Source organism: Pseudomonas sp. E6002 (assembly GCF_013385565.1).
GTDB lineage: Bacteria > Pseudomonadota > Gammaproteobacteria > Pseudomonadales > Pseudomonadaceae > Aquipseudomonas.
Genome location: NZ_JACAPT010000036.1, coordinates 87,576 through 106,332, shown reverse-complemented (window position 1 = coordinate 106,332; position 18,757 = coordinate 87,576). Strand labels below are relative to the sequence as shown.

Here is an 18,757-nt window from a genome sequence, read left to right as displayed (position 1 = left end):
CGGCACCCGTCCCGTAAATACGTGCCTTTGCGCCCGGCATGGACCGTGCAATAGCTCACCTATCTCACTGCCCAGGAACCGTCCCCATGACCGAACATCACGTGATCAATCCACTGTCCACCGGCGTCGATTATCACGCCCTGGCCGAACGCTTCCGGCCGATTTTCCAGCGCATCGCCGAGGGTGCCGTAGAGCGCGAACAAACCCGCGCCCTGCCCTACGAGCCGATCCAATGGCTCAAGCAAGCCGGCTTTGGCGCCGTGCGCGTCCCGGTGGAATACGGCGGTGGCGGCGCCTCCCTGCCCCAGCTATTCGAACTGCTGATCGAACTGGCCGAAGCCGACTCCAACGTGCCCCAGGCCCTGCGCGGGCACTTCGCGTTTGCCGAAGACCGCCTGAATGCCGCCCCCGGCGCGGCGCGAGACCTCTGGTTCAAACGCTTTGTCGACGGTGACATCGTGGGCTGCGCCTGGACCGAAATCGGCAGCGTGGCCATCGGCAATGTCGTCACTAAAGTCAGCCCCGACGGCGACAAATGGAAACTCAACGGTGAAAAGTTCTACAGCACCGGCAGCCTGTTTTCCGACTGGATCGACGTCTACGCCCAACGCAGCGACACCGGCGGCGATGTGATTGCCGCCACCCGCACCCGCCAGCCCGGCGTGGTGCAAAGCGATGACTGGGACGGCTTTGGCCAGCGCACCACCGGCAGCGGCACCTCGCGTTTTACCGATGCGGTGGTGGAGGCGGAAAACGTCATCGACTTTGCCACGCGCTTCAAATATCAGACTGCGTTCTATCAGTTGGTGCTGCTCGCCACCCTCGCCGGCATCGGCCGCGCGGCCCTCAAGGATGTGGCGCATCAGGTGCGCAGCCGCAAACGGATCTACAGCCATGGCAATGCCGCCCATGTGAGCCAGGACTCGCAGATTCAGCAGGTGGTGGGTGAAGTTGCAGCGCTGGTATACGCCGCCGAAGCCAGCGCATTGAAAGCCGCAGTTCCAGCGCAGCGGGCTTATGTGGCGCGGTTCAGTGGGGACGATGCCGTGGAGCACGAAGCCAATGTGGCCGCCGAAATCGAATCAGCCACGGCGCAGGTGGTGGTCTCGGAACTGATCCAGCGCGCCACCACTGAACTGTTCAACGCACTGGGGGCTTCGGATGTGCGCCAGGGCAAAGCCCTCGACCGGCACTGGCGCAACGCCCGCACCGTGTCGTCCCACAACCCGGTGATCTACAAGGCGCGGATTGTCGGCGACTGGGTGATCAACCGCACCGAGCCGCCGTTTGTGTGGCAGATCGGCAATGGGCCGGCGCGTTAAAACGCCAGCTTGAAGCCGATCATCACCAGCATGAACGCCAGGCAAGGACGCAATATCCCGTCCGGGACCTTGCCGGCCATGTGGCTGCCGACATAAATCCCCGGCAGCGAGCCCAGCAACAGGAAGCCCAGCAGGGTCCAGTCCATGTTGCCCATGCTGGCGTGGCCGAGGCCGGCGACCAGGGTCAGCGGCACGGCGTGGGCGATTTCGGTACCCACCAGGCGCTTGGTGGCCAGGAACGGGTACAGGATAAACAGCGCCACCGTGCCCAGGGCACCGGCGCCGATGGAGGTCAGGGCCACCATGGTACCGAGGACAGCGCCGGTGATGATGGTCAGCGCATTAAGGTTGCGCGGCGCCATCTTGTAGTCGTCGCCGGCATGCCGCTGGGCAAAGGCCAACAGCTTGTTCTTGAACAGGATCGCCGTGGCCGTCAGCAGCAAGACCACGCCCAGGGACTGCTTGATCACCGCGTTCAAGGCGGCGGGGTCGGTGTCCAGGCTCTTGAGAAACCACAAGGTCAGCAACACGGCGGGCACGCTGCCCAGGGTCAGCCAGCCGGTGATGGTCCAGTCGATGTTGCGATTCTTGCTGTGAACCAGCACCCCGCCGGACTTGGTGATGGCGGCGTACAACAGGTCGGTGCCCACGGCGGTGGCCGGGTTGATGCCGAACCAGAGCAGGATCGGCGTCATCAACGAGCCCCCGCCTACACCGGTCATTCCCACGATAAATCCAACAATCAGGCCAGCAATCGAGAAACCAAAATTACCTACATCCATTACCACTACCTGCGGCCTTATAAAATTCTGGCCGCAGCATAGCGATTTTTCTTATAACTACTTATATCAAAACGATCTGACTTTATGCCTTTCTGATCAGCCGCTGGCTGCGATAAGCCTGGGTCTGGTACGGAAACGCAACCGTCTCACGGCCGCGCAAGGCCGGATGCGTGTTGATCAGCGACTGCAACTGCTCAGTCACCTGCGCCTTTTCTGCCGGTGGCAATGCGGCGATAAAGCTCACGGAAAGGAAGCGGTCCATGATCACTTCCTGGGGGCTGCCGACATGGCTGTAGGGGAAGCAAGTCATTTCGGGGGCGGAAAAATACTCGCCGGTAAAGGCCTCGCGCCAACGTCCGGTATGAAAGCGCGGTGTGTCGCCCTCGTAGGGCGTGATGATTTCGGTGATGGCCGCGACCCAGTCCACCGACTCATCCCGCACATTCCAGATCAACCCAAGGCGACCGTCCGGCTTGAGCACCCGGTGAATTTCCGCCAGGGCCGCTTCCGTGGAAAACCAATGGAACGCCTGGGCACACACCAGGGCATCAGCGGTGGCCGCCTCCAGGGGGATGGCTTCAGCGGTGCCCGACAGCAGGCGCACCTGGGGCAGCAGTTTGTGCAACTGCGCGCCCATTGCCTCCACCGGCTCCACTGCGATCAACGTCGGCGCCACGGTGCTGAGCAAGCGGGTGAACTTGCCGGTGCCGGCGCCCAGGTCGATGACCGTGGAGTGGGGATTGATCTGCAGGGCGTCGGTGAGCCAACCCGTGAGTTGCCGTGGATAGTCCGGCCGGCCTTGGGCGTACGTGACGGCCTGAGTAGAGAAACCCTGTTGAGCAGACTTGTGAACACCGGTCATCGTCAATCTCTCCTCTGGTAGTGCGGGGGCCCACAGTGTGCGCCCTTGAAGATTTATTTTCTAATCGCTGCATCCGTTTGCGCGTGCCGTGGGTAGTACAGGTAGCAGCGCCTTGCTGCCCTTATGGAGAGACACCGATGAACGCCAAAGCCCTGTTCTGCGTGACCTGCCTGTTCGCCGCTGCACCGACTGCCTTTGCCCAGACCGGTTTACCCGACAGCATCAAGGTGCCGGACGGCCACAAGGTGACCATGGAAACCACCGGAGTCGGCGAAATCACCTACGAATGCCGGGACAAGGCCAATGCTGCCGGCCAGACCGAATGGTTTTTCGTCGGTCCCAAGGCGGTGCTCAATGACCGCAGCGGCCAGCAGGTCGGTAGCTACTTCGGCCCGCCGGCCACCTGGCAGGCCAAGGATGGTTCGAAAGTCACCGGCACCCAGTTGGCCGTGGCGCCGTCCAGCCCTGGCAACCTGCCTTATCAACTGGTCAAGGCCAACCCCGTCGAAGGCAAGGGCGCGATGAGTGGCGTCGCGTATATCCAGCGGGTGGCCCTCAAGGGCGGCGTGGCGCCAGGCACGGAATGCACGGCGGCCAACAAGGGCAAGCAGGAAGTGGTCAAGTACCAGGCCGACTACATCTTCTGGGCGGCCAACTGACCAGATTCGTCTACGCTGCTGCGAAAGCGCCCCGGGCTCACCGCCGGGGCCTCCACCTGGAAACCTGTCTTTGCCTGAAGCCGATTTTGACTATCAAGCCTGCCTGCTGGCCTGCGCCCGTGGCGAACAACCGGCCTTGCGCCGGCTGTATCAACAGGAAAGCAGCCGGCTGCTGGGGGTCGCGTTGCGCATCGTGCGTGACAAGGCGGTGGCCGAAGATATCGTGCATGACGCCTTCATCAAGATCTGGAACGGCGCGGCCAGTTTTGACCCGCACAGAGGCTCGGCCCGCGGCTGGGTATACAGCGTGACCCGGCACCTGGCGCTAAATGCCGTGCGCAGCAATGGACGCGAGGTGCCCCTCAGCGAAGAGCATGAAAGCGCAGAGCGCGCTGACACCTTCGACTATCAGGCGCACTCGGGGCGGATCTACAGCTGCCTCGAACAACTCGACCCGGCCCGCCGCAACTGCATCCTGCATGCGTATGTAGACGGTTATTCCCACAGCGAAATCGCGCACAAACTCGGCACCCCGCTGGGTACCGTGAAAGCGTGGATCAAACGCAGCCTCGCGGCATTGCGTGAGTGCATGGCATGAACAGCATCGACGAACTGGCCAGCGAATATGTGCTGGGCACCTTGCCCACCGAGCAACGCACCGAGGTGGAACAGCGCCTGGCCACCGATGCCGACTTGCGTGCGGCAGTGGACGCCTGGGAACAGCGCCTGCTGCCACTGACTGGACAGGCAGCCCCGGCAACGCCTTCGGTGTATTTATGGCGACGCATCGAGCGCAGCCTGGGGCATTCAGCCACCCGGGACTCGCCGGTCTCATGGTGGAACAGGCTGGCGTTGTGGCGCGGACTGGCCGGCGCCGGCATCGCGGCGAGCCTGGTATTGGCGACACTGCTGTTGACCCGTACGGCCGCCATCAACCCGACCGCTTATGTAGTGGTGCTGGTAGCCCCGCAAAACCAGGCGCCGGGCTGGGTAATCCAGGCGAGCAATACCCAGGAAATCCAGCTGATTCCCCTGGGCATCATGGAAGTACCGGCAGACAAGACGCTGCAGTTCTGGACCAAGGGCGAAGACTGGCAAGGCCCGGTGTCGCTGGGCTTGGTCAAGCCTGGGCAGACGTTATCTGTGCCCCTGGACAAACTCCCGCCACTGGCGCCGAACCAGCTGTTTGAGCTGACCCTGGAAAATCCCGGCGGGTCGAAAACCGGCAAGCCGACAGGTCCGATTCAGGCAATTGGCCGGGCCGTTAAAGTAATCTGAACGTAATGCAATGTTGTGGAAGGCCAGTTCGCGCATGTGCATTACATCTCGGGGCTATGGCGTCACCATTGCGCTATAGAATCGGGCTCGGAAACCCGGCTCCCTGGACCCTTCATGCCCTCAAAAACCCGTTCGCTGCTGATTCTCGCACTCGTCGTCATCTTCACCGGCATCGGCGCCGGCCTGGGCGGCATGCTCCTCGCCTTGCTGCTGCACGGCATCCAGCATCTGGCCTACGGCTACAGCCTCGACAGCCTGATCAGCCATGAAACCTTTTTGCTCGGCGTCACCGCCGCCGCGCCCGAACGCCGGGTGCTGGTGCTGATCACCTGTGGCCTGGTGGCCGGTGTGGGTTGGTGGTTCATCTACCGCTATGGCCGGCCACTGGTGAGCATCAAGCAAGCGGTCTCCGCCCATGCACCGATCATGCCGCCCAAGACCACCCTCGCCCACGCCGTGCTGCAAATCATCACTGTGGCCCTCGGCTCGCCATTGGGCCGTGAAGTGGCGCCACGGGAAGTCGGCGCGCTGGCCGCCACCTGGTTGTCACAACGGGCGCGACTGGCGCCGGACATGCACCGGCTGATCGTCGCCTGCGGTGCAGGCGCCGGGCTGGCGGCGGTGTACAACGTGCCGTTGGGCGGCGCGGTGTTTGTGCTCGAAGTGTTGGTGGGTGTGTTCAGTTGGCCGGCGGCAGTGATTGCGTTGGCCACCTCGGCCATCGGCGCGTCGGTGGCCTGGATTGGCTTGGGCGCAGAGGCGCAATACGTGGTGCCGCACTTTGTGCTCAGCCCTGGCTTGATCGCCTGGGCGCTGGCCTGCGGGCCGGTGTTTGGCCTGGCCGCCTACGGATTCAACCGGCTGACCGGCGCGGCCCGCAGCAACGCCGCCCGTGGCTGGCGGTTGCCGGTACTGTCGTTGATCAACTTCACGATCATCGGGGGCCTGGCGATTTTCCTGCCGCAGATCCTCGGCAACGGCAAGGGCCCGGCGCAACTGGGCTTTGACAATGAGCTGACCATCGGCCTTGCCGCGGTGCTGCTGGTGGTCAAGGTACTGATCACTGCGAGCAGCCTGCGCGCCGGTGCCGAAGGCGGTTTGCTGACCCCGGCGCTGGCCAACGGCGCCCTGCTCGCCATCATCCTCGGCGGCGCCTGGAGCCTGCTGTGGCCCGGCGTGCCGCTGGGGGCGTTCGCGATCATCGGTGCGGCGGCGTTCCTGGCATCGAGCATGAGCATGCCGTTGACGGCAATCGTGCTGGTGGCGGAATTCACCCGCATCGACCATGACTTCCTGGTGCCGATCATTCTCGCGGTGGCAGGTTCGATGTGCATGAGCAAGCTGTGCGTCCTGTGGGAAAAGCGTTGAAGAAGCTGGATTAAAACCCCGACACGCGCCATCCTCCGCGCTTTAAGCCGCCCCATCAGCGGCGTTCCACGCACAAAGGATATGCCCATGCACGACCACCCCCTCGCCCCCGCCGATTTCGAGTTCATCGACGACACCCTGCTCAAGTACGGCGACGACCACTCGGTGCTGAACCTGGCCGAGCTCGACGGTTACTTCACCGCCCTGGTTTCAAGCCCCGCGCAGGTGGAGGTTGCCGAATGGTTTCCCGGTATCTTTGGTGGGCAGAACCCGGATTGGGAAAGCCCGGAAGAAGCTGGCCAGTTCCTTGAATTGTGCGTGCGCCATATGAACGCCATTGCCACGCAACTGGCGACCGACGCCCAGGGTTTCAAGGCACGTTTCGAGGAAACCGAGCATCAGGACCAGCCACTGACCCTGGCGGAAGAATGGTGCTTTGGTTATATCCGTGGCGCCGCTATCGGCAACTGGCCAGAGCTGCCTGCCGAACAGGCCGGGCAACTGGAGAAGATTTCCTGGTGCGCCGAGCAGGACAACTTTGAACTGCCGGCAGACCTGGATGTAAATGCCCATCAGCAACGGGTAGCCGCTATCGAACCGGCCGCCCGTGCGTTGCACGACTACTGGTTGGCCCAGCGCTGAACGCAACACCTGTGGCGAGGGAGCTTGCTCCCGCTGGGGTGCGAAGCGCCCCCGATTTTTAGGGCTGCTCCGCAGCCCAGCGGGAGCAAGCTCCCTCGCCACATTTTTTTGTTTTGCCTCCGGGTTCAGTTGCCGCTAGTTGAAATCGACGTCAAACGCCTGATAGAACGCATTGCCGGTGTTGGCCACGATCCACATCAACACCAGCACATGCCGGCCCTTCTTGCCCTTGGGCAACGTCACCTGATGTTCAACCTTGGCCTTCAGTTCGGCCGAGTGCTGGTAATACGGCACCTGGGTATAGAAGTCCTCGAAGAAAGGCTTGGCCTCCAGTTGCGCGCGACTGATGCGCTGCCTGGGATCCCAACCGTCCCGGGTGATCAACCAGCGATAGCCACGGGTCACGTGCGCGGCGGTGTAAGCCCACTGCACCTTGAATACCTGGCCGGCTTCAACATTCAACAACGGCCAGCTAAACGGGGTGTTGAGCTTCTTACCCATTTCTTCGTCGGTGAAGTTCACGCAGTCACGGGCATCGGTCTTGCCGCCGCTGAGGATGTGCCCGTCGGCGGGCGGCGTGACGCTTTGATCGTCGGTTTCGTAAGGCGCCGGAAACGGCCCGGCGTTGAGGGCGGGGAAGTTCTTGCCGCCTTCCATTTCGTTGACTTGCCAGTTTTCCAGCAGGCCACGCTCTACCGCCACCGAGCCACGGCTGGCGGGTGTCACGACGCGACCATGCCTGAGTTGAGTCTGGGGTTTGTTCATTTCAGTCACTCCTTGATTGAAGACTTCCCCTCATGGGAAGCGCCTTGAACTTATCCCACCTCGCCGGGTTGTCTACCCGACGGTTCTGTCAGACAAATCGCGTCATGTCCTTGTTTTGCAGAGTTTTCGCACTGGTCTTGCACCAGAGTTATCGTCGGACCTACCCTGCGACAGGCGATCGGACTACAGCCGCCGTCCATGAACGTCTGGCCTCAGGTGTTGAGGATCATCTCAAATCCGCCATAGATCATCCGTTGCCCATCAAACGGCATCGGATTGACGTCTGCCTTCAGGCGCGGGTCTTCCATCACCTTGCTCATCCCGGCGTCACGCACCTGCCGCGACGGCCAGACGATCCAGGAAAACACCACGGTTTCATCCTCCTTGAGCTTGACCGCCATGGGAAACGAGGTCACCTGCCCCTGGGGCACGTCATCGCCCCAGCACTCGATGATATTCAGCGCACCCTGTTCCTTGAACACCACGGCGGCGGCCTTGGCGTGCTGGATGAATTGTTCGCGTTTTGCGGTGGGCACCGCGATCACACAGCCATCTACGTAAGACATGATCACTCTCCTGATTCGACGGGTTGTTCTGCCTGTAGTCGATCCATCAGGCGCTCAATCGACATCAACGTGGGAAATGTCGACCAGTGGTGTGTTATCGATTGCGATGCCGGACCGATTCTTGATATGACAGGCGCCTTCAACAACAAAGCCCACTCAAAGGACTGACCCGCCATGACCGCCCACGCCACCGCCTTCCACGCCCTGCACCATGCTCAACTGTTGATCCTGCCCAACGTCGCCGATGCCGGCGGCGCGCGCCTGGTGGCGCAACTGGGCAGCCAGGCCGTCGCCACCAGCAGCGCGGCCGTTGCCTGGACCCACGGCTACAAGGACGGCAATCAGCTGCCGCTGCCGCTGCTGGTCAGCACCGTGCAATCCATCGCCCGGGTGATTGACGTGCCGCTGAGCGTGGACATCGAGGCCGGTTATTCCGACGACCCGGAGCACGTGGGCCGGGTGATCAAGGAGGTAATCGACGCCGGTGCCGTCGGGATTAACATCGAGGACGGTGCCGACACGCCTGATCTGCTGGCCCGCAAGATCGAAGTCGCCCGTCGTGTGGCGGACAACTGTGGCGTGAAGCTGTTTATCAATGCCCGCAGCGACGTGTATTTGAAAGGATTGGCCCCGGAGCCACAGCGCCTTGAAGAACTCCTCAAGCGCGCCGCGTTGTACCAGGGCGCAGGCGCCGACGGGCTGTTTGCCGCCGGCATCCACCTGGAGCACGAAATCCAGCAGCTCTGCCAGGCGACCAACTTGCCAGTCAACGTGCTGGCCTGGGCCGGCCTGCCCGCGCCCGAGACGCTGCAAGCCTTGGGCGTACGCCGCCTCACGGCCGGCTCGAGCATCGCCGAATTTCTGTATGGCGCCATGCACAGCCTGGCCGAAGGTTTCCTGCGAACCGGGAAGCTCGATACCCATGAGCTGAAGTCGTTCACCTACGGCGACTTGAATGGCCGCATGCCGGGTTAAGACGTCCCACGTACCAACGGCATATTGGCGACAATAAATTCGATAAACACCCGCAGCTTGGGCGGCACCTGCCGCCCCGACGGCCACAGCAGGTTGAACTGGCCACCCTCCCAGGTGTAATCCCCAAGCACCTCCACCAGATGCCCGGCCGCCAGCGCCTCGCGCACCACGAAGTCGGCCGCATAAGTCAGGCCTTGGCCTTGCACCGCCAGCTCCATGCGCCCTTCCACCGAATTGCAGGTCATCGAGCGCGGCAGCTCAAGCTCCAGCGCTCGCTCGTCGCGGCGCATCTGCCAGGCCTGGAGTTTGCCGGAGGCGGGAAAGCGGAAATGGATGCAGCGATGTGCGTGCAGGTCTTCCGGGCAACGCGGCGTTCCGTTCCGCGCCAGATAATTCGGGGAGCCAACGACCAACATTCGATAAGTGCCCAGCGGACGCGCCGACAGCCCGGAATCCTTCGGCGCACCGCTGCGGATCACTGCATCGAAACCTTCGGCGATCACGTCAGCCAGACGGTCGTTGAAATCCAGGTCCAGCTGGATCTGCGGGTACAACGCCTGGAACTCGCCGAGCATCGCCAGGAACGGCCGGGCAATCATCGGCAGGCCAACCCGCAGCGGTCCCTGTGGCGCGGCAAGGGTTTGCGACAGCTCTTCACCCGCCACTTCCAGCTCCGCCAACACCCGCCGGCAGCGCTCGACAAACTGCGTGCCCTGGGCCGTGAGGGTGATGCTGCGGGTGCTGCGATGGAACAGCCGCACACCAAACTTTGCCTCCAGCCGGGCAATGCTTTTGCTCACCGCCGACGCCGAAATGCCCAGCGCCCTGCCCGCGCCGACAAAGCTGCGGGCTTCAGCCGCCGCAACAAATACGCCGATGGCATTCAGGCTTTCCATACGCTCACCCATTAAGGACTCTGGAGTCCATTCTAAACAGAACTAAGGCCTGTTTTTCCGCTAATTGTTCACGCCTATGGTGGTGGCTCGTTCCCCAGCCACAGGCTTTTTCCCATGAAGATTTTCCTTACCGGTGCCAATGGTTTCGTCGGCGGCAGCGTTGCCCATCACTTGATCGCCCAAGGGCACAGCGTGCGCGGCCTGCTGCGCGACCCGCAGAAAGCCGGACGCTTGCAGGCCCAGGGCATCACCCCGGTGATCGGCAGCCTGGATGACCGCCAATTACTGATCGACGAAGCACGCCAGGCCGACGCTGTGATTGATGCCGCCAACAGCGACCACGCCGGTGCCGTCGACGCGTTCATCGAGGCGCTGCGTGGCTCGGGCAAACTGCTGATCCACACCAGCGGCTCCAGCATCATCGGCGATGACGCGTTGGGCAATACCTTGTCCGAACACATCTTTGACGAAGACACCCCCTTCATCATCGAGGCCCCCAAGCAAGCCCGCTACGACATTGACCTGCGCATGATGGCTGCCGCCGACCAAGGTATTCGCAGCGTGGTGATCTGCCCGAGCAACATCTATGGCGTGGGCCATGGATTGACCGATCACAGCTTCCAACTGCCGTTCCTGATGGCCCGTGCCCGGGAAACCGGGGTGATGCGTATCGTCGGGGCTGGGGTCAATCGCTGGTCCAACGTGCACATTGATGACGTCGCGCAACTGTTCCTGCTGGCCGTGGAAAAAGCCCCGGCCGGCGCGTTTTACTTTCTGGAAAACGGTGAGGCGTCGTTTATCGATATGGCCGCCGCACTGGCCAAGCGCATGAACCTGGGCGCGGTGCAGTCATGGCCGGCCGACGAAGCCGAACGACACTGGGACCCGATGCATGTGCACTACACCTTCGGCACCAATAGCCGGGTCAAGGCCAAGCGTGCTCGCGCCGAGCTGGGTTGGGCGCCGCGGCACGCTTCGATCCTCGACTGGATCGGCAGCGAGATGCCGCTATGAGCCGAGTCTGGATGATTACCGGCAGCGCCGGCGGCCTGGGTGCCGGCATCGCCCGCGCGGCGCTGGTTAACGGCGACCAGGTGGTAGCCACCGACCTTGACCTGGCCCGTCTGGACCAGACCTACAGCAGCGACCAGGTGATGACCGCCGCGCTGGACATCCGCGATGAGCAACAGGCCGAAACGGTGGTGGCCGCCGCCATCGCACGATTCGGACGCATCGATGTGCTGGTCAATAACGCCGGCTACGGACAGTTCGGGCCATTCGAGGAAGTCGAGCCCGAGGCCATCGAGCGCCAGTTCGCCACCAACGTGTTCGGCACCTTCAACGTCACCCGCGCGGTGCTGCCGGTGATGCGCCGCCAGCGCAGCGGGCACCTGATGATGATGTCGTCCAATGGCGGCTTCAAGGGCGTGCGTGGGGCCTCGATGTATTCGGCGTCGAAGTTTGCGATTGAAGGGTTTTCCGAAGCCCTGGCCGAGGAAGTCGCCGAGTTCGGCATCCGCCTGACGCTGTTGGAGCCCGGGGCGTTTCGTACTGACTTTCTCGACAGCCGCATGCTCAAGCTCGGCACCCGGGCACTTGAGGATTACGCCGAATTTCGCGCCCGCACGCTGGCGGTCTTCGAGGCTCGTAATCACCGGCAAATCGGCGACCCGTACCGACTCGGCCTGGCGGTTGTGCAATTGGCGGTTCTGGCAGCACCGCCCTTGCGCTTCGTCGCTGGCAGCGATGCGGTCAGCGCCGTCGAGTTAAAGCTGTGCCAGGTCCACGCCGATCTCGAACGCTGGAGCTCGCTGTCCCTCTCCACCGATTTCCCTCAATAAAGGAAAGGCACCGATCATGACCGACCTAATTACCCGCGTGGAACACCTGGAAACCCGCTTCGCCCTCGAGCGCCTGATCAGTGAGTACGCCCACGCCTTCGACTCCCGGGACGAAACGCTGCTGCGCAGCATCTGGCACGACGACGCACGGCTGGACCTCGGTGCCGCGTTCGGCTGCCATGACGGCGTCGCCGCGATCATTGCTTCCGCCCACCTCAACTGGGCAGCCATGCCGCATATGCATCACTGGATGGCCAACCCGCTGATCGACATCAGCGGAGATACCGCCAGCGCGAGGGTTGCGGTGGATTGCCTGTGCACCCATAACGAACTGGGGCAGGTGCAGATCAGCGGTCTTTATCACGATCGGTTCGAACGCCGGCAAGGGCAATGGGCGTTCAGCGAGCGGCGCTTTGAGCTGCATTTCCTGACACCACTGGCCGCCTGGAAGCCGGTGGCAGGGCTGGAGGCGTAGATCCATGCTCGACAAGGGTGGCGTGTTTGGCCGATTATTCGTGTCCGCCAAACGCCACCCGCCTTGAAGCAGGAGCCTTGTACCTTGAGTTCGCAGAAAACCGTGACCGTTACACCGCCCAACTTTCCTCTGAACGGCAAGGTAGCGCCCCCCGGCTCCAAATCCATTACCAACCGTGCCTTGCTGCTGGCGGCCCTGGCCAAGGGCACCAGTCGCTTGAGCGGCGCGCTGAAAAGCGATGACACTCGCCACATGTCGGTGGCCCTGCGGCAGATGGGCGTGGTGATCGATGAACCGGACGACACCACGTTCGTCGTCACCAGCCTGGGCAAGCTGCAATTGCCGGCGCAGCCGTTGTTTCTCGGCAACGCCGGCACCGCGATGCGCTTTCTCACCGCCGCCGTGGCCACCGTACAAGGCACCGTGGTGCTGGATGGCGACGCCTACATGCAAAAACGCCCGATCGGCCCGCTGCTGGCGACCCTCGGCCAGAATGGCATCCAGGTCGACAGCCCTACCGGTTGCCCCCCCGTGACCGTCCATGGCACTGGCCGCGTGCAAGCCAAGCGTTTCGAGATCGACGGCGGCCTGTCGAGCCAGTACGTGTCGGCGCTGTTGATGCTGGCGGCGTGCGGCGAAGCGCCGATTGAAGTAGCGCTGACCGGCAAGGACATCGGCGCCCGTGGCTATGTCGACCTGACCCTGGACTGCATGCGCGCCTTCGGTGCCCAGGTGGACATCGTCGATGAAAGCACCTGGCGCGTGGCCCCGACCGGCTACACCGCCCACGACTACCTGATCGAGCCTGATGCTTCCGCCGCCACCTATTTGTGGGCTGCCGAAGTGTTGACCGGCGGCCGCATCGACCTCGGTGTCGCCCCGCAGGATTTCACCCAGCCCGATGCCAAGGCCCAGGAAGTGATCGCGCAGTTCCCGCACATGCAACCGGTGGTTGTCGGTTCGCAGATGCAGGACGCAATCCCCACCCTCGCCGTGCTCGCCGCGTTCAACAACACGCCGGTACGTTTCACGGAACTGGCCAACCTGCGGGTCAAGGAATGTGACCGGGTGCAGGCCCTGCATGACGGCCTGAATGAAATCCGTCCGGGCCTGGCGACCATTGAAGGTGATGATTTGCTGGTGGCCAGCGATCCGGCCCTGGCGGGCACCACGTGCAACGCGCTGATCGACACCCACGCCGACCACCGCATCGCGATGTGCTTTGCCTTGGCGGGCTTGAAGGTCTCGGGGATCAGGATTCAGGACCCGGACTGCGTCGGCAAGACCTATCCCGAGTACTGGAAAGAGCTGGAAAGCCTTGGGGTTCATCTGACCTGGTAAGCCAACGGCGCCGGTAACGGGAGGGAGACTGCATGACGATTCGCCAACCCTGCCCACCCGGCGCCTGCGACTGCAATCGCGAGCAACTGCTCGACCTTCCCGGCGCCGATGCACGCATCCTGCACCTGACGCGCCAGGAAGAAAAACGCCTGCTCGAACGCCTCGAAAACCTGCAAAGCCTGCCCGATCTTGAGCGCATGCAACAGCTGATGTATCAGCAACTGGGCATTCGCGTGCATATCGCGCCGGGCCATACGGAAGTGAAGACGATGCGCGGGATTCAGATCGTTATCGATGACTTGCCGGGGTTGTGTCGCAAGACCCGGCAGTCGATTCCGGCGGCGATTCGCAAGGGCATGGAGAAGCGGCCGGAGATTGCGTATCGATTGCTGGATGCTCATGACTTGTTTCGCGAGGGTTGAGGGCCGCCTTCCATTTGCGGCGATTTTCTCGCTTGAGTCTGCGGGCCTGTTGGTATTCGAGGCGAGCCTGGGCCATCTCCTGAGTACGCGGGGGCCGAAAACCGGCTTTGTAACGCTTGCGTTCGTGACGAAGTAGAACGAGTTCTGCGCGCATTTGGCGGTGGCGTTTAGTGTTCAGGAGGTAGAGGCCTAGAAGCGAGAACAAAAGCCCTGTCGAGAAAGTAAAAAGATCTGGTGTGTAGCTGATAGTGAACATCACCGCAGAAAAGCTCAGCACACAACAGCCAACCATTATCCAGACTCCCCACGCTCGCCCTCGCACAACAAGAGCATTTCCCACCGACAAGATCACTGACATTACGCCCATATCAAGACCCGAGTAATTGCGGTAACCAGAAATCCGATGTAGATAGGTGCTGCCCAAAAGCGCGCTCGCCATAACAAGCGCAAGAAGCGCGCAAAAAAAAGCACCAATAAAAACCGGGCCATAACGAGCCAGAAAGGCCTGACGTGAATGCCTCAATTCCATCATTCAAACTCTTCGTATAGGCCGATGGCCAATGTCCCGATATTCCCGGAGACGCCGCTGCCTATGACACTCATGGTTGCACTCACTCCTGCCCCCGCAATCGCCGGGTCAGCATCGATCGCGGCAAACAACCGGCCGAGGTCGATACTGCCTTCGATCCGTTCGCGGGTGGTGCGATAGGCAGCTGGAAAACCGTCCTTCAAGACGCTGGAAGTCATTCCTTTACTCCTGGATTCCACGAGAACGCAAAGAGTAAGACTGAGCCGCCTGAAAGGTTGTCAGAAAGGTCCTCCTTTCCAGACTGACATTTCCCGATCACCTCTCCATACCTTGTGGGCAATCATTCCAATTGGAAAAGTACGCCCGTGCTACTAATTCCCTCTTCCCCCCGCAAACGACCACTCATCCGCCGCCGTCGTCGTAATCACTACCATCACATCCTCAGGGCTCAGCCCAATCGCAGCCTCCAGCCGCTCCACCAACACCTGGTAAAACCGCCGTTTGGTCTCGGTATCACGAGGTTTACCGCCCGTGATCGCGATAAGTACATAGTCGTGGCTGCGCGGGCCGCCCAAATAGTTGGGGTCGATGATCATCTCGCCAATTTCGTGCTGGTGGATCACGTGGAAGCGATCCGCGTCAGGAATCTTGAAGCTCTCAACCAGGGCATCATGCAATCCCTGTGAAAGCGCTTGCAGATATTCAGGGGATTTCCCGCGGTGCAGGGAGATTCGAGCGTAAGGCATGGGGTTACTCCGCAGGATGGATGGCTGCCAACAGGTTCAGCGCCGACGCCGCTGTCGGCCAGCCGGAGTAAAACGCCAGGTGAGTGATGACTTCACCCAGTTCCTCGACGCTCAAGCCATTGCCAACCGCCCGCTGCAAGTGAAACGGTAGTTGCTCCAGACGGTACATCGCCACCAGTGCCGCCACGGTGATCAGGCTGCGCTCCCTGGGCGACAGGCCCTCGCGCTCCCAGATATCGGCGAACAGCACGTCGCGGGTCAGCTCGGTAAATTTGTTGCTCATGGACGCTCGCTCCGACAATTCAGTTGACGGGCAAAAACTAGCAAGCCAGGATCATTCCGAATATCAGATTTAATAGCATCCACCATCCCGTTTTAATGGACCATTCAATGCGCCGCCCCACCTTCGACCTTGATGTACTGCGCACCTTCGTCACCGGCGTCGAGCTGAACAGCTTTGCCAAGGCGGCGGATCGCCTGGGCCGTTCGACCTCAGCCGTCAGCGCGCAATTAAAGAAACTCGAAGAACAGGTCGGCGCGCCGGTGCTGAGCAAATCCGGGCGCGGGCTGGTGCTGACACCGGTGGGTGAAGCGCTGCTCGGCCACGCCAGGCGGTTGCTGGACCTCAATGACACTGTCTTCAGCAGCCTTAACGAAACCCAAACCGCAGGCACTTTGCGCCTCGGTTTGCAGGAGGATTTCGGCGAGCATGTGCTCAGTGACATCCTGCGGCGCTTCGCCAGGCTTTATCCGATGATCAGCCTTGAAGTGCGGATAGGCCGCAATGCCGAGCTGTTGACCCTGATCGACAGCGCGAGCCTGGACCTGGCGCTGACCTGGGAAACCGGTCAGACATCGTCCTGCCGCACCCGCCTGGGGCAAACACCCATGCACTGGATCGGGCCCCGGGACAAACCCCAACTACCGCGCGCCGAGGACGCGCCGCTGCCGCTGGTGATGTTCGAGGCACCCTGCGTATTGCGCAGCGCCGCCACCGAAGCCCTGGACCGCGCCGGCATTGCCTGGCGCATTGCCTTGACCAGCCCCAGCGTGGGTGGGATCTGGGCGGCGGTCGATGCCGGGTTGGGTGTGACCTTGCGCACCCGTATCGGTTTGCCTGCGCACCTGCGTGTACTCGACGGTCTGCCGCCGGTGTCGTCCCTTGGCTATGAATTGCATTGCAGCCTTCCAGCGCCAGGCGCTGCGGTCGAACAGCTGGCAGCGCTCATACAGAGCAGCCTGGTTTAGGCGGTTTCGCAGGGTTGCAGAGTGACGAACAGTTGTCGCCCCAACTTCGCCGCCGTCTCCAGATGCTGTTCGGCAGCGCCGCTTTCCGAGTCCAGCAGCAGCTCGGATGTCAGCACTTTCGCACCGCAGTAATCAAAGATCCCATGGTCGATTTGCGTGCGCATGGCGTCGGCATAGCCGTGGCGTTCAAACACCCCTTCGTCCGCCCCGCCAACGCCCAGTAAGTGCACCTGCAAGTGGCCGAGTTTTTTCACCACCTTCGTCTCAAGGCTGTAGTCGATCGCCCAACCGTTGACGAATACCCGGTCGATCCAGCCCTTGAGCAAGGCCGGCATCGACCACCAGAAGATCGGGAACACCAGCACCAAGGCGTCGGCGCGGTCGAGTCGGGCCTGTTCGGCCAGTACGTCGGCCGGCGGCGTGGCGCGGGTGCGATGCACTTTATGGTCGGCGGCGTTGTAACGCGGGTCGAAACCTTCAGCGGCGAGGTCGGCGATCTCGAAGGTGTGCCCTGCGGCAGTGATGCCGGCAGCAGCCTGTTTGGCGAGGCTGTGGGTGAGGGATTGTGGGTCGTGATGGGCAACGACGATCAGCGCGTGCATGGCAATGACTCCTTCGGGGGGTGGCGATGAGCAGGCAAATTGAGTAGGCTTGAGCTAAGTTACCGTTGGTAAGTTACTTTTGGTATATAAGCATGTCAAGCGATCAATCCCCTGCCCCTCGCCGTCGCCTGTCCCGGGATGACCGGCTACGCCAGTTGCTCGACGTGGCCTGGCAACTGGTGCGCGAAGAAGGCACCGACGCGCTGACCCTCGGGCATCTGGCCGAATTGGCCGGCGTTACAAAGCCGGTGGTGTATGACCATTTCGGCGATCGCGCGGGGCTGCTGGCCGCGCTGTATGAAGATTTCGACGCGCGGCAGAACCAGGTGTTTGCCGCTGCAATCGAGGCCAGCGAACCCACCCTGGACGATCGCGCCCGGGTGATTGCCTCATGTTATGTGGACTGTGTGTTGTTGCAGGGGCGGGAAATTCCGGGAGTGGTTGCGGCCCTGGCCGGCAGCCCGGAACTGGAAACCATCAAGCGCGAGTACGACGTGATTTTCCTCGGCAAGTGTCGCGATGCCCTCGCCCCCTTTGCCGTGGACGGTGTGATTGGCCAGCCCGGTTTACGCGCAATGCTGGGCGCAGCGGACGCCTTGTCCCATGCTGCGGCCAGCGGGGAGATCAGCCCGCTGGAGGCGCAAGAGGAGCTGTTTGCGAGCATCAAGTCGATGGTGAGTCGAGGAGCGCGTTAGCCCAGCCTTGCGTGCACGAACATCCGAGCCTTGTGGGTCATCTGGTCGAAGTGACGATCACGCTGTTTTTCGGCATCGACCATCGCCCGCTTGCCGTGCTTTTGCAGGAGGTAGGTGTGGATCTGCCGCACCTCCAGCGAGCTGTAGATCGACGCCACATCCAGCACCCCCATCAAGCCGTCAGTGCTGTAATTGCGGGTGTTCATCAACACCTGGGTACCGCGCACACCGCGCAGTTGAAAGCCCATGGACTCGAACGCCGGGACCTTCTCCACTGCGCAGGTCAGTTCGGCATGGGGGTAGCGAGCGAGCATGTCCTGCATCATCGCCCGCGCCACGCCTTTGCGCCGATGGCTGGCGTGCACCGCCATGTAAGCCACGCCGCACGCCTCGGGATCGTCCTTCACCGGCAGGTACAGCAGGAAGCCGATCACCTGCTCCTGCGCGTCCAGCGCGACGATCAATTCCACCGCAATGCCCTTGGACCCGCCCAGCGCTTCCAGGTACAGGTGCACCTCGTAGCCGATGGCGTACTGGTAGACGTTGTACAGCAGGTTGCTTGGCGGGATGGCGACCATGCTGATGTCCGTCAGGTAGTCGACCACCATCTGCAGGATCTGCGCGTTGATCGGCTCGGGGCATGGGGTTTCGTAATGGGTAAGGCTGAACATTTGAATTCCTGGTGTTTCATTTTAAGGCCCGGCGGATTGTACCTGCTGAAGGGCCGCCGTGGACCCGCAAGC

The 18,757-nt window shown here is 62.1% G+C and carries 24 protein-coding genes; 14 read left to right on the top strand and 10 right to left on the bottom strand.

Going from position 1 to position 18,757, the window contains the following annotated elements; genetic code table 11:
• Window positions 1–86: 86 nt before the first annotated feature.
• Entirely contained in the window at window positions 87–1,322 is a 1,236-nt protein-coding gene (locus HX815_RS26770) for an acyl-CoA dehydrogenase family protein (protein ID WP_177029172.1), read from the top strand.
• On the opposite strand, the gene HX815_RS26765 is transcribed toward HX815_RS26770, so the two are convergent.
• Window positions 1,319–2,104 (bottom strand): sulfite exporter TauE/SafE family protein, encoded by a 786-nt coding sequence (locus HX815_RS26765; RefSeq protein ID WP_008430805.1) that lies wholly within the window; start codon window positions 2,102–2,104, stop codon window positions 1,319–1,321. The genes HX815_RS26770 and HX815_RS26765 overlap by 4 nt on opposite strands.
• A gap of 82 nt (window positions 2,105–2,186) precedes the next feature.
• On the bottom strand, window positions 2,187–2,966 hold the full coding sequence (locus HX815_RS26760; RefSeq protein WP_003215268.1) for a class I SAM-dependent methyltransferase: 780 nt from the start codon (window positions 2,964–2,966) through the stop codon (window positions 2,187–2,189).
• Window positions 2,967–3,103: 137 nt separating this feature from the next.
• Between HX815_RS26760 and HX815_RS26755 the strand changes: the two genes are divergently transcribed.
• From HX815_RS26755 to HX815_RS26735, 5 genes are all read left to right on the top strand, one after another.
• Window positions 3,104–3,625, top strand: a complete 522-nt coding sequence (locus tag HX815_RS26755) for a DUF3455 domain-containing protein (protein ID WP_177029171.1) — start codon at window positions 3,104–3,106, stop codon at window positions 3,623–3,625.
• 70 nt (window positions 3,626–3,695) lie between these two features.
• Complete coding sequence (locus HX815_RS26750) at window positions 3,696–4,223, top strand: sigma-70 family RNA polymerase sigma factor (RefSeq protein ID WP_008430807.1); 528 nt, start codon at window positions 3,696–3,698, stop codon at window positions 4,221–4,223.
• The gene (locus HX815_RS26745) at window positions 4,220–4,903 is read left to right on the top strand and encodes an anti-sigma factor domain-containing protein (RefSeq protein ID WP_008430808.1); all 684 of its coding nucleotides are present in this window, start codon (window positions 4,220–4,222) and stop codon (window positions 4,901–4,903) included. Before HX815_RS26750 ends, HX815_RS26745 begins: the two co-directional genes overlap by 4 nt.
• A 114-nt stretch (window positions 4,904–5,017) precedes the next feature.
• On the top strand, window positions 5,018–6,271 hold the full coding sequence (locus tag HX815_RS26740; protein ID WP_177029170.1) for a chloride channel protein: 1,254 nt from the start codon (window positions 5,018–5,020) through the stop codon (window positions 6,269–6,271).
• Window positions 6,272–6,358: 87 nt separating this feature from the next.
• A complete protein-coding gene (locus tag HX815_RS26735) occupies window positions 6,359–6,913 on the top strand; it encodes a UPF0149 family protein (RefSeq protein ID WP_134326713.1) in 555 nt (184 codons plus the stop codon).
• A gap of 135 nt (window positions 6,914–7,048) precedes the next feature.
• On the opposite strand, the gene HX815_RS26730 is transcribed toward HX815_RS26735, so the two are convergent.
• Window positions 7,049–7,678 (bottom strand): lytic polysaccharide monooxygenase auxiliary activity family 9 protein, encoded by a 630-nt coding sequence (locus HX815_RS26730; protein WP_177029169.1) that lies wholly within the window; start codon window positions 7,676–7,678, stop codon window positions 7,049–7,051.
• 212 nt (window positions 7,679–7,890) lie between these two features.
• A complete protein-coding gene (locus HX815_RS26725) occupies window positions 7,891–8,244 on the bottom strand; it encodes a DUF1428 domain-containing protein (RefSeq protein WP_177029168.1) in 354 nt (117 codons plus the stop codon).
• Between the two features lie 174 nt (window positions 8,245–8,418).
• On the opposite strand from HX815_RS26725, the gene HX815_RS26720 reads away from it, so the two are divergent.
• Window positions 8,419–9,219 carry an isocitrate lyase/phosphoenolpyruvate mutase family protein gene (locus tag HX815_RS26720; RefSeq protein ID WP_177029167.1) on the top strand — a complete coding sequence of 267 codons (801 nt, stop codon included), beginning with the start codon at window positions 8,419–8,421 and terminating at the stop codon, window positions 9,217–9,219.
• Here the strand turns inward: HX815_RS26720 and HX815_RS26715 are convergent.
• Complete coding sequence (locus HX815_RS26715) at window positions 9,216–10,115, bottom strand: LysR family transcriptional regulator (protein ID WP_177029195.1); 900 nt, start codon at window positions 10,113–10,115, stop codon at window positions 9,216–9,218. The two genes, HX815_RS26720 and HX815_RS26715, sit on opposite strands and share 4 nt — an antisense overlap.
• Window positions 10,116–10,229: 114 nt before the next feature.
• On the opposite strand from HX815_RS26715, the gene HX815_RS26710 reads away from it, so the two are divergent.
• The 5 genes from HX815_RS26710 to HX815_RS26690 all read left to right on the top strand — a co-directional run bounded on the left by HX815_RS26710 (window position 10,230) and on the right by HX815_RS26690 (window position 14,194).
• Window positions 10,230–11,129 (top strand): NAD-dependent epimerase/dehydratase family protein, encoded by a 900-nt coding sequence (locus HX815_RS26710; RefSeq protein WP_177029166.1) that lies wholly within the window; start codon window positions 10,230–10,232, stop codon window positions 11,127–11,129.
• Window positions 11,126–11,956, top strand: coding sequence for an SDR family NAD(P)-dependent oxidoreductase (locus tag HX815_RS26705; protein WP_177029165.1), 831 nt, complete (start codon window positions 11,126–11,128; stop codon window positions 11,954–11,956). The genes HX815_RS26710 and HX815_RS26705 overlap by 4 nt, the downstream gene beginning before the upstream one ends.
• A 16-nt stretch (window positions 11,957–11,972) precedes the next feature.
• A complete protein-coding gene (locus HX815_RS26700) occupies window positions 11,973–12,431 on the top strand; it encodes a nuclear transport factor 2 family protein (RefSeq protein WP_177029164.1) in 459 nt (152 codons plus the stop codon).
• 84 nt (window positions 12,432–12,515) lie between these two features.
• Window positions 12,516–13,772 carry a 3-phosphoshikimate 1-carboxyvinyltransferase gene (aroA, locus tag HX815_RS26695; protein WP_177029163.1) on the top strand — a complete coding sequence of 419 codons (1,257 nt, stop codon included), beginning with the start codon at window positions 12,516–12,518 and terminating at the stop codon, window positions 13,770–13,772.
• A gap of 32 nt (window positions 13,773–13,804) precedes the next feature.
• Complete coding sequence (locus tag HX815_RS26690) at window positions 13,805–14,194, top strand: hypothetical protein (protein ID WP_177029162.1); 390 nt, start codon at window positions 13,805–13,807, stop codon at window positions 14,192–14,194.
• Between the two features lie 528 nt (window positions 14,195–14,722).
• On the opposite strand, the gene HX815_RS26685 is transcribed toward HX815_RS26690, so the two are convergent.
• From HX815_RS26685 to HX815_RS26675, 3 genes are all read right to left on the bottom strand, one after another.
• The gene (locus tag HX815_RS26685) at window positions 14,723–14,941 is read right to left on the bottom strand and encodes a hypothetical protein (RefSeq protein WP_177029161.1); all 219 of its coding nucleotides are present in this window, start codon (window positions 14,939–14,941) and stop codon (window positions 14,723–14,725) included.
• A gap of 153 nt (window positions 14,942–15,094) precedes the next feature.
• Complete coding sequence (locus HX815_RS26680; protein WP_008436392.1) at window positions 15,095–15,469, bottom strand: tautomerase family protein; 375 nt, start codon at window positions 15,467–15,469, stop codon at window positions 15,095–15,097.
• A 4-nt stretch (window positions 15,470–15,473) separates the two neighbouring features.
• Window positions 15,474–15,752, bottom strand: coding sequence for a carboxymuconolactone decarboxylase family protein (locus HX815_RS26675; RefSeq protein ID WP_008436391.1), 279 nt, complete (start codon window positions 15,750–15,752; stop codon window positions 15,474–15,476).
• 107 nt (window positions 15,753–15,859) lie between these two features.
• On the opposite strand from HX815_RS26675, the gene HX815_RS26670 reads away from it, so the two are divergent.
• The gene (locus HX815_RS26670) at window positions 15,860–16,717 is read left to right on the top strand and encodes a LysR substrate-binding domain-containing protein (RefSeq protein WP_177029160.1); all 858 of its coding nucleotides are present in this window, start codon (window positions 15,860–15,862) and stop codon (window positions 16,715–16,717) included.
• Here HX815_RS26670 and HX815_RS26665 read toward each other — a convergent pair.
• Window positions 16,714–17,319, bottom strand: a complete 606-nt coding sequence (locus HX815_RS26665) for an NAD(P)H-dependent oxidoreductase (RefSeq protein ID WP_177022574.1) — start codon at window positions 17,317–17,319, stop codon at window positions 16,714–16,716. The two genes, HX815_RS26670 and HX815_RS26665, sit on opposite strands and share 4 nt — an antisense overlap.
• Before the next feature lie 92 nt (window positions 17,320–17,411).
• Between HX815_RS26665 and HX815_RS26660 the strand changes: the two genes are divergently transcribed.
• Entirely contained in the window at window positions 17,412–18,014 is a 603-nt protein-coding gene (locus tag HX815_RS26660; protein WP_177029159.1) for a TetR/AcrR family transcriptional regulator, read from the top strand.
• On the opposite strand, the gene HX815_RS26655 is transcribed toward HX815_RS26660, so the two are convergent.
• Window positions 18,011–18,685, bottom strand: a complete 675-nt coding sequence (locus HX815_RS26655) for a GNAT family N-acetyltransferase (protein ID WP_177029158.1) — start codon at window positions 18,683–18,685, stop codon at window positions 18,011–18,013. The genes HX815_RS26660 and HX815_RS26655 overlap by 4 nt on opposite strands.
• Window positions 18,686–18,757: the final 72 nt, after the last annotated feature.

Excerpts from the sequence above, each read along its gene's own strand:
- HX815_RS26725 (WP_177029168.1), bottom strand. The coding sequence starts at position 8,244 with ATGTCTTACGTAGATGGCTGTGTGATCGCGGTGCCCACCGCAAAACGC.
- HX815_RS26690 (WP_177029162.1), top strand. The coding sequence starts at position 13,805 with ATGACGATTCGCCAACCCTGCCCACCCGGCGCCTGCGACTGCAATCGC.
- HX815_RS26710 (WP_177029166.1), top strand. The coding sequence starts at position 10,230 with ATGAAGATTTTCCTTACCGGTGCCAATGGTTTCGTCGGCGGCAGCGTT.
- HX815_RS26705 (WP_177029165.1), top strand. The coding sequence starts at position 11,126 with ATGAGCCGAGTCTGGATGATTACCGGCAGCGCCGGCGGCCTGGGTGCC.
- HX815_RS26685 (WP_177029161.1), bottom strand. The coding sequence starts at position 14,941 with ATGACTTCCAGCGTCTTGAAGGACGGTTTTCCAGCTGCCTATCGCACC.
- HX815_RS26680 (WP_008436392.1), bottom strand. The coding sequence starts at position 15,469 with ATGCCTTACGCTCGAATCTCCCTGCACCGCGGGAAATCCCCTGAATAT.
- HX815_RS26730 (WP_177029169.1), bottom strand. The coding sequence starts at position 7,678 with ATGAACAAACCCCAGACTCAACTCAGGCATGGTCGCGTCGTGACACCC.
- HX815_RS26745 (WP_008430808.1), top strand. The coding sequence starts at position 4,220 with ATGAACAGCATCGACGAACTGGCCAGCGAATATGTGCTGGGCACCTTG.
- HX815_RS26720 (WP_177029167.1), top strand. The coding sequence starts at position 8,419 with ATGACCGCCCACGCCACCGCCTTCCACGCCCTGCACCATGCTCAACTG.
- HX815_RS26740 (WP_177029170.1), top strand. The coding sequence starts at position 5,018 with ATGCCCTCAAAAACCCGTTCGCTGCTGATTCTCGCACTCGTCGTCATC.
- HX815_RS26760 (WP_003215268.1), bottom strand. The coding sequence starts at position 2,966 with ATGACCGGTGTTCACAAGTCTGCTCAACAGGGTTTCTCTACTCAGGCC.
- HX815_RS26665 (WP_177022574.1), bottom strand. The coding sequence starts at position 17,319 with ATGCACGCGCTGATCGTCGTTGCCCATCACGACCCACAATCCCTCACC.
- HX815_RS26675 (WP_008436391.1), bottom strand. The coding sequence starts at position 15,752 with ATGAGCAACAAATTTACCGAGCTGACCCGCGACGTGCTGTTCGCCGAT.
- HX815_RS26735 (WP_134326713.1), top strand. The coding sequence starts at position 6,359 with ATGCACGACCACCCCCTCGCCCCCGCCGATTTCGAGTTCATCGACGAC.
- HX815_RS26655 (WP_177029158.1), bottom strand. The coding sequence starts at position 18,685 with ATGTTCAGCCTTACCCATTACGAAACCCCATGCCCCGAGCCGATCAAC.
- HX815_RS26670 (WP_177029160.1), top strand. The coding sequence starts at position 15,860 with ATGCGCCGCCCCACCTTCGACCTTGATGTACTGCGCACCTTCGTCACC.
- HX815_RS26700 (WP_177029164.1), top strand. The coding sequence starts at position 11,973 with ATGACCGACCTAATTACCCGCGTGGAACACCTGGAAACCCGCTTCGCC.
- HX815_RS26770 (WP_177029172.1), top strand. The coding sequence starts at position 87 with ATGACCGAACATCACGTGATCAATCCACTGTCCACCGGCGTCGATTAT.
- HX815_RS26660 (WP_177029159.1), top strand. The coding sequence starts at position 17,412 with ATGTCAAGCGATCAATCCCCTGCCCCTCGCCGTCGCCTGTCCCGGGAT.
- HX815_RS26765 (WP_008430805.1), bottom strand. The coding sequence starts at position 2,104 with ATGGATGTAGGTAATTTTGGTTTCTCGATTGCTGGCCTGATTGTTGGA.
- HX815_RS26715 (WP_177029195.1), bottom strand. The coding sequence starts at position 10,115 with ATGGAAAGCCTGAATGCCATCGGCGTATTTGTTGCGGCGGCTGAAGCC.
- HX815_RS26755 (WP_177029171.1), top strand. The coding sequence starts at position 3,104 with ATGAACGCCAAAGCCCTGTTCTGCGTGACCTGCCTGTTCGCCGCTGCA.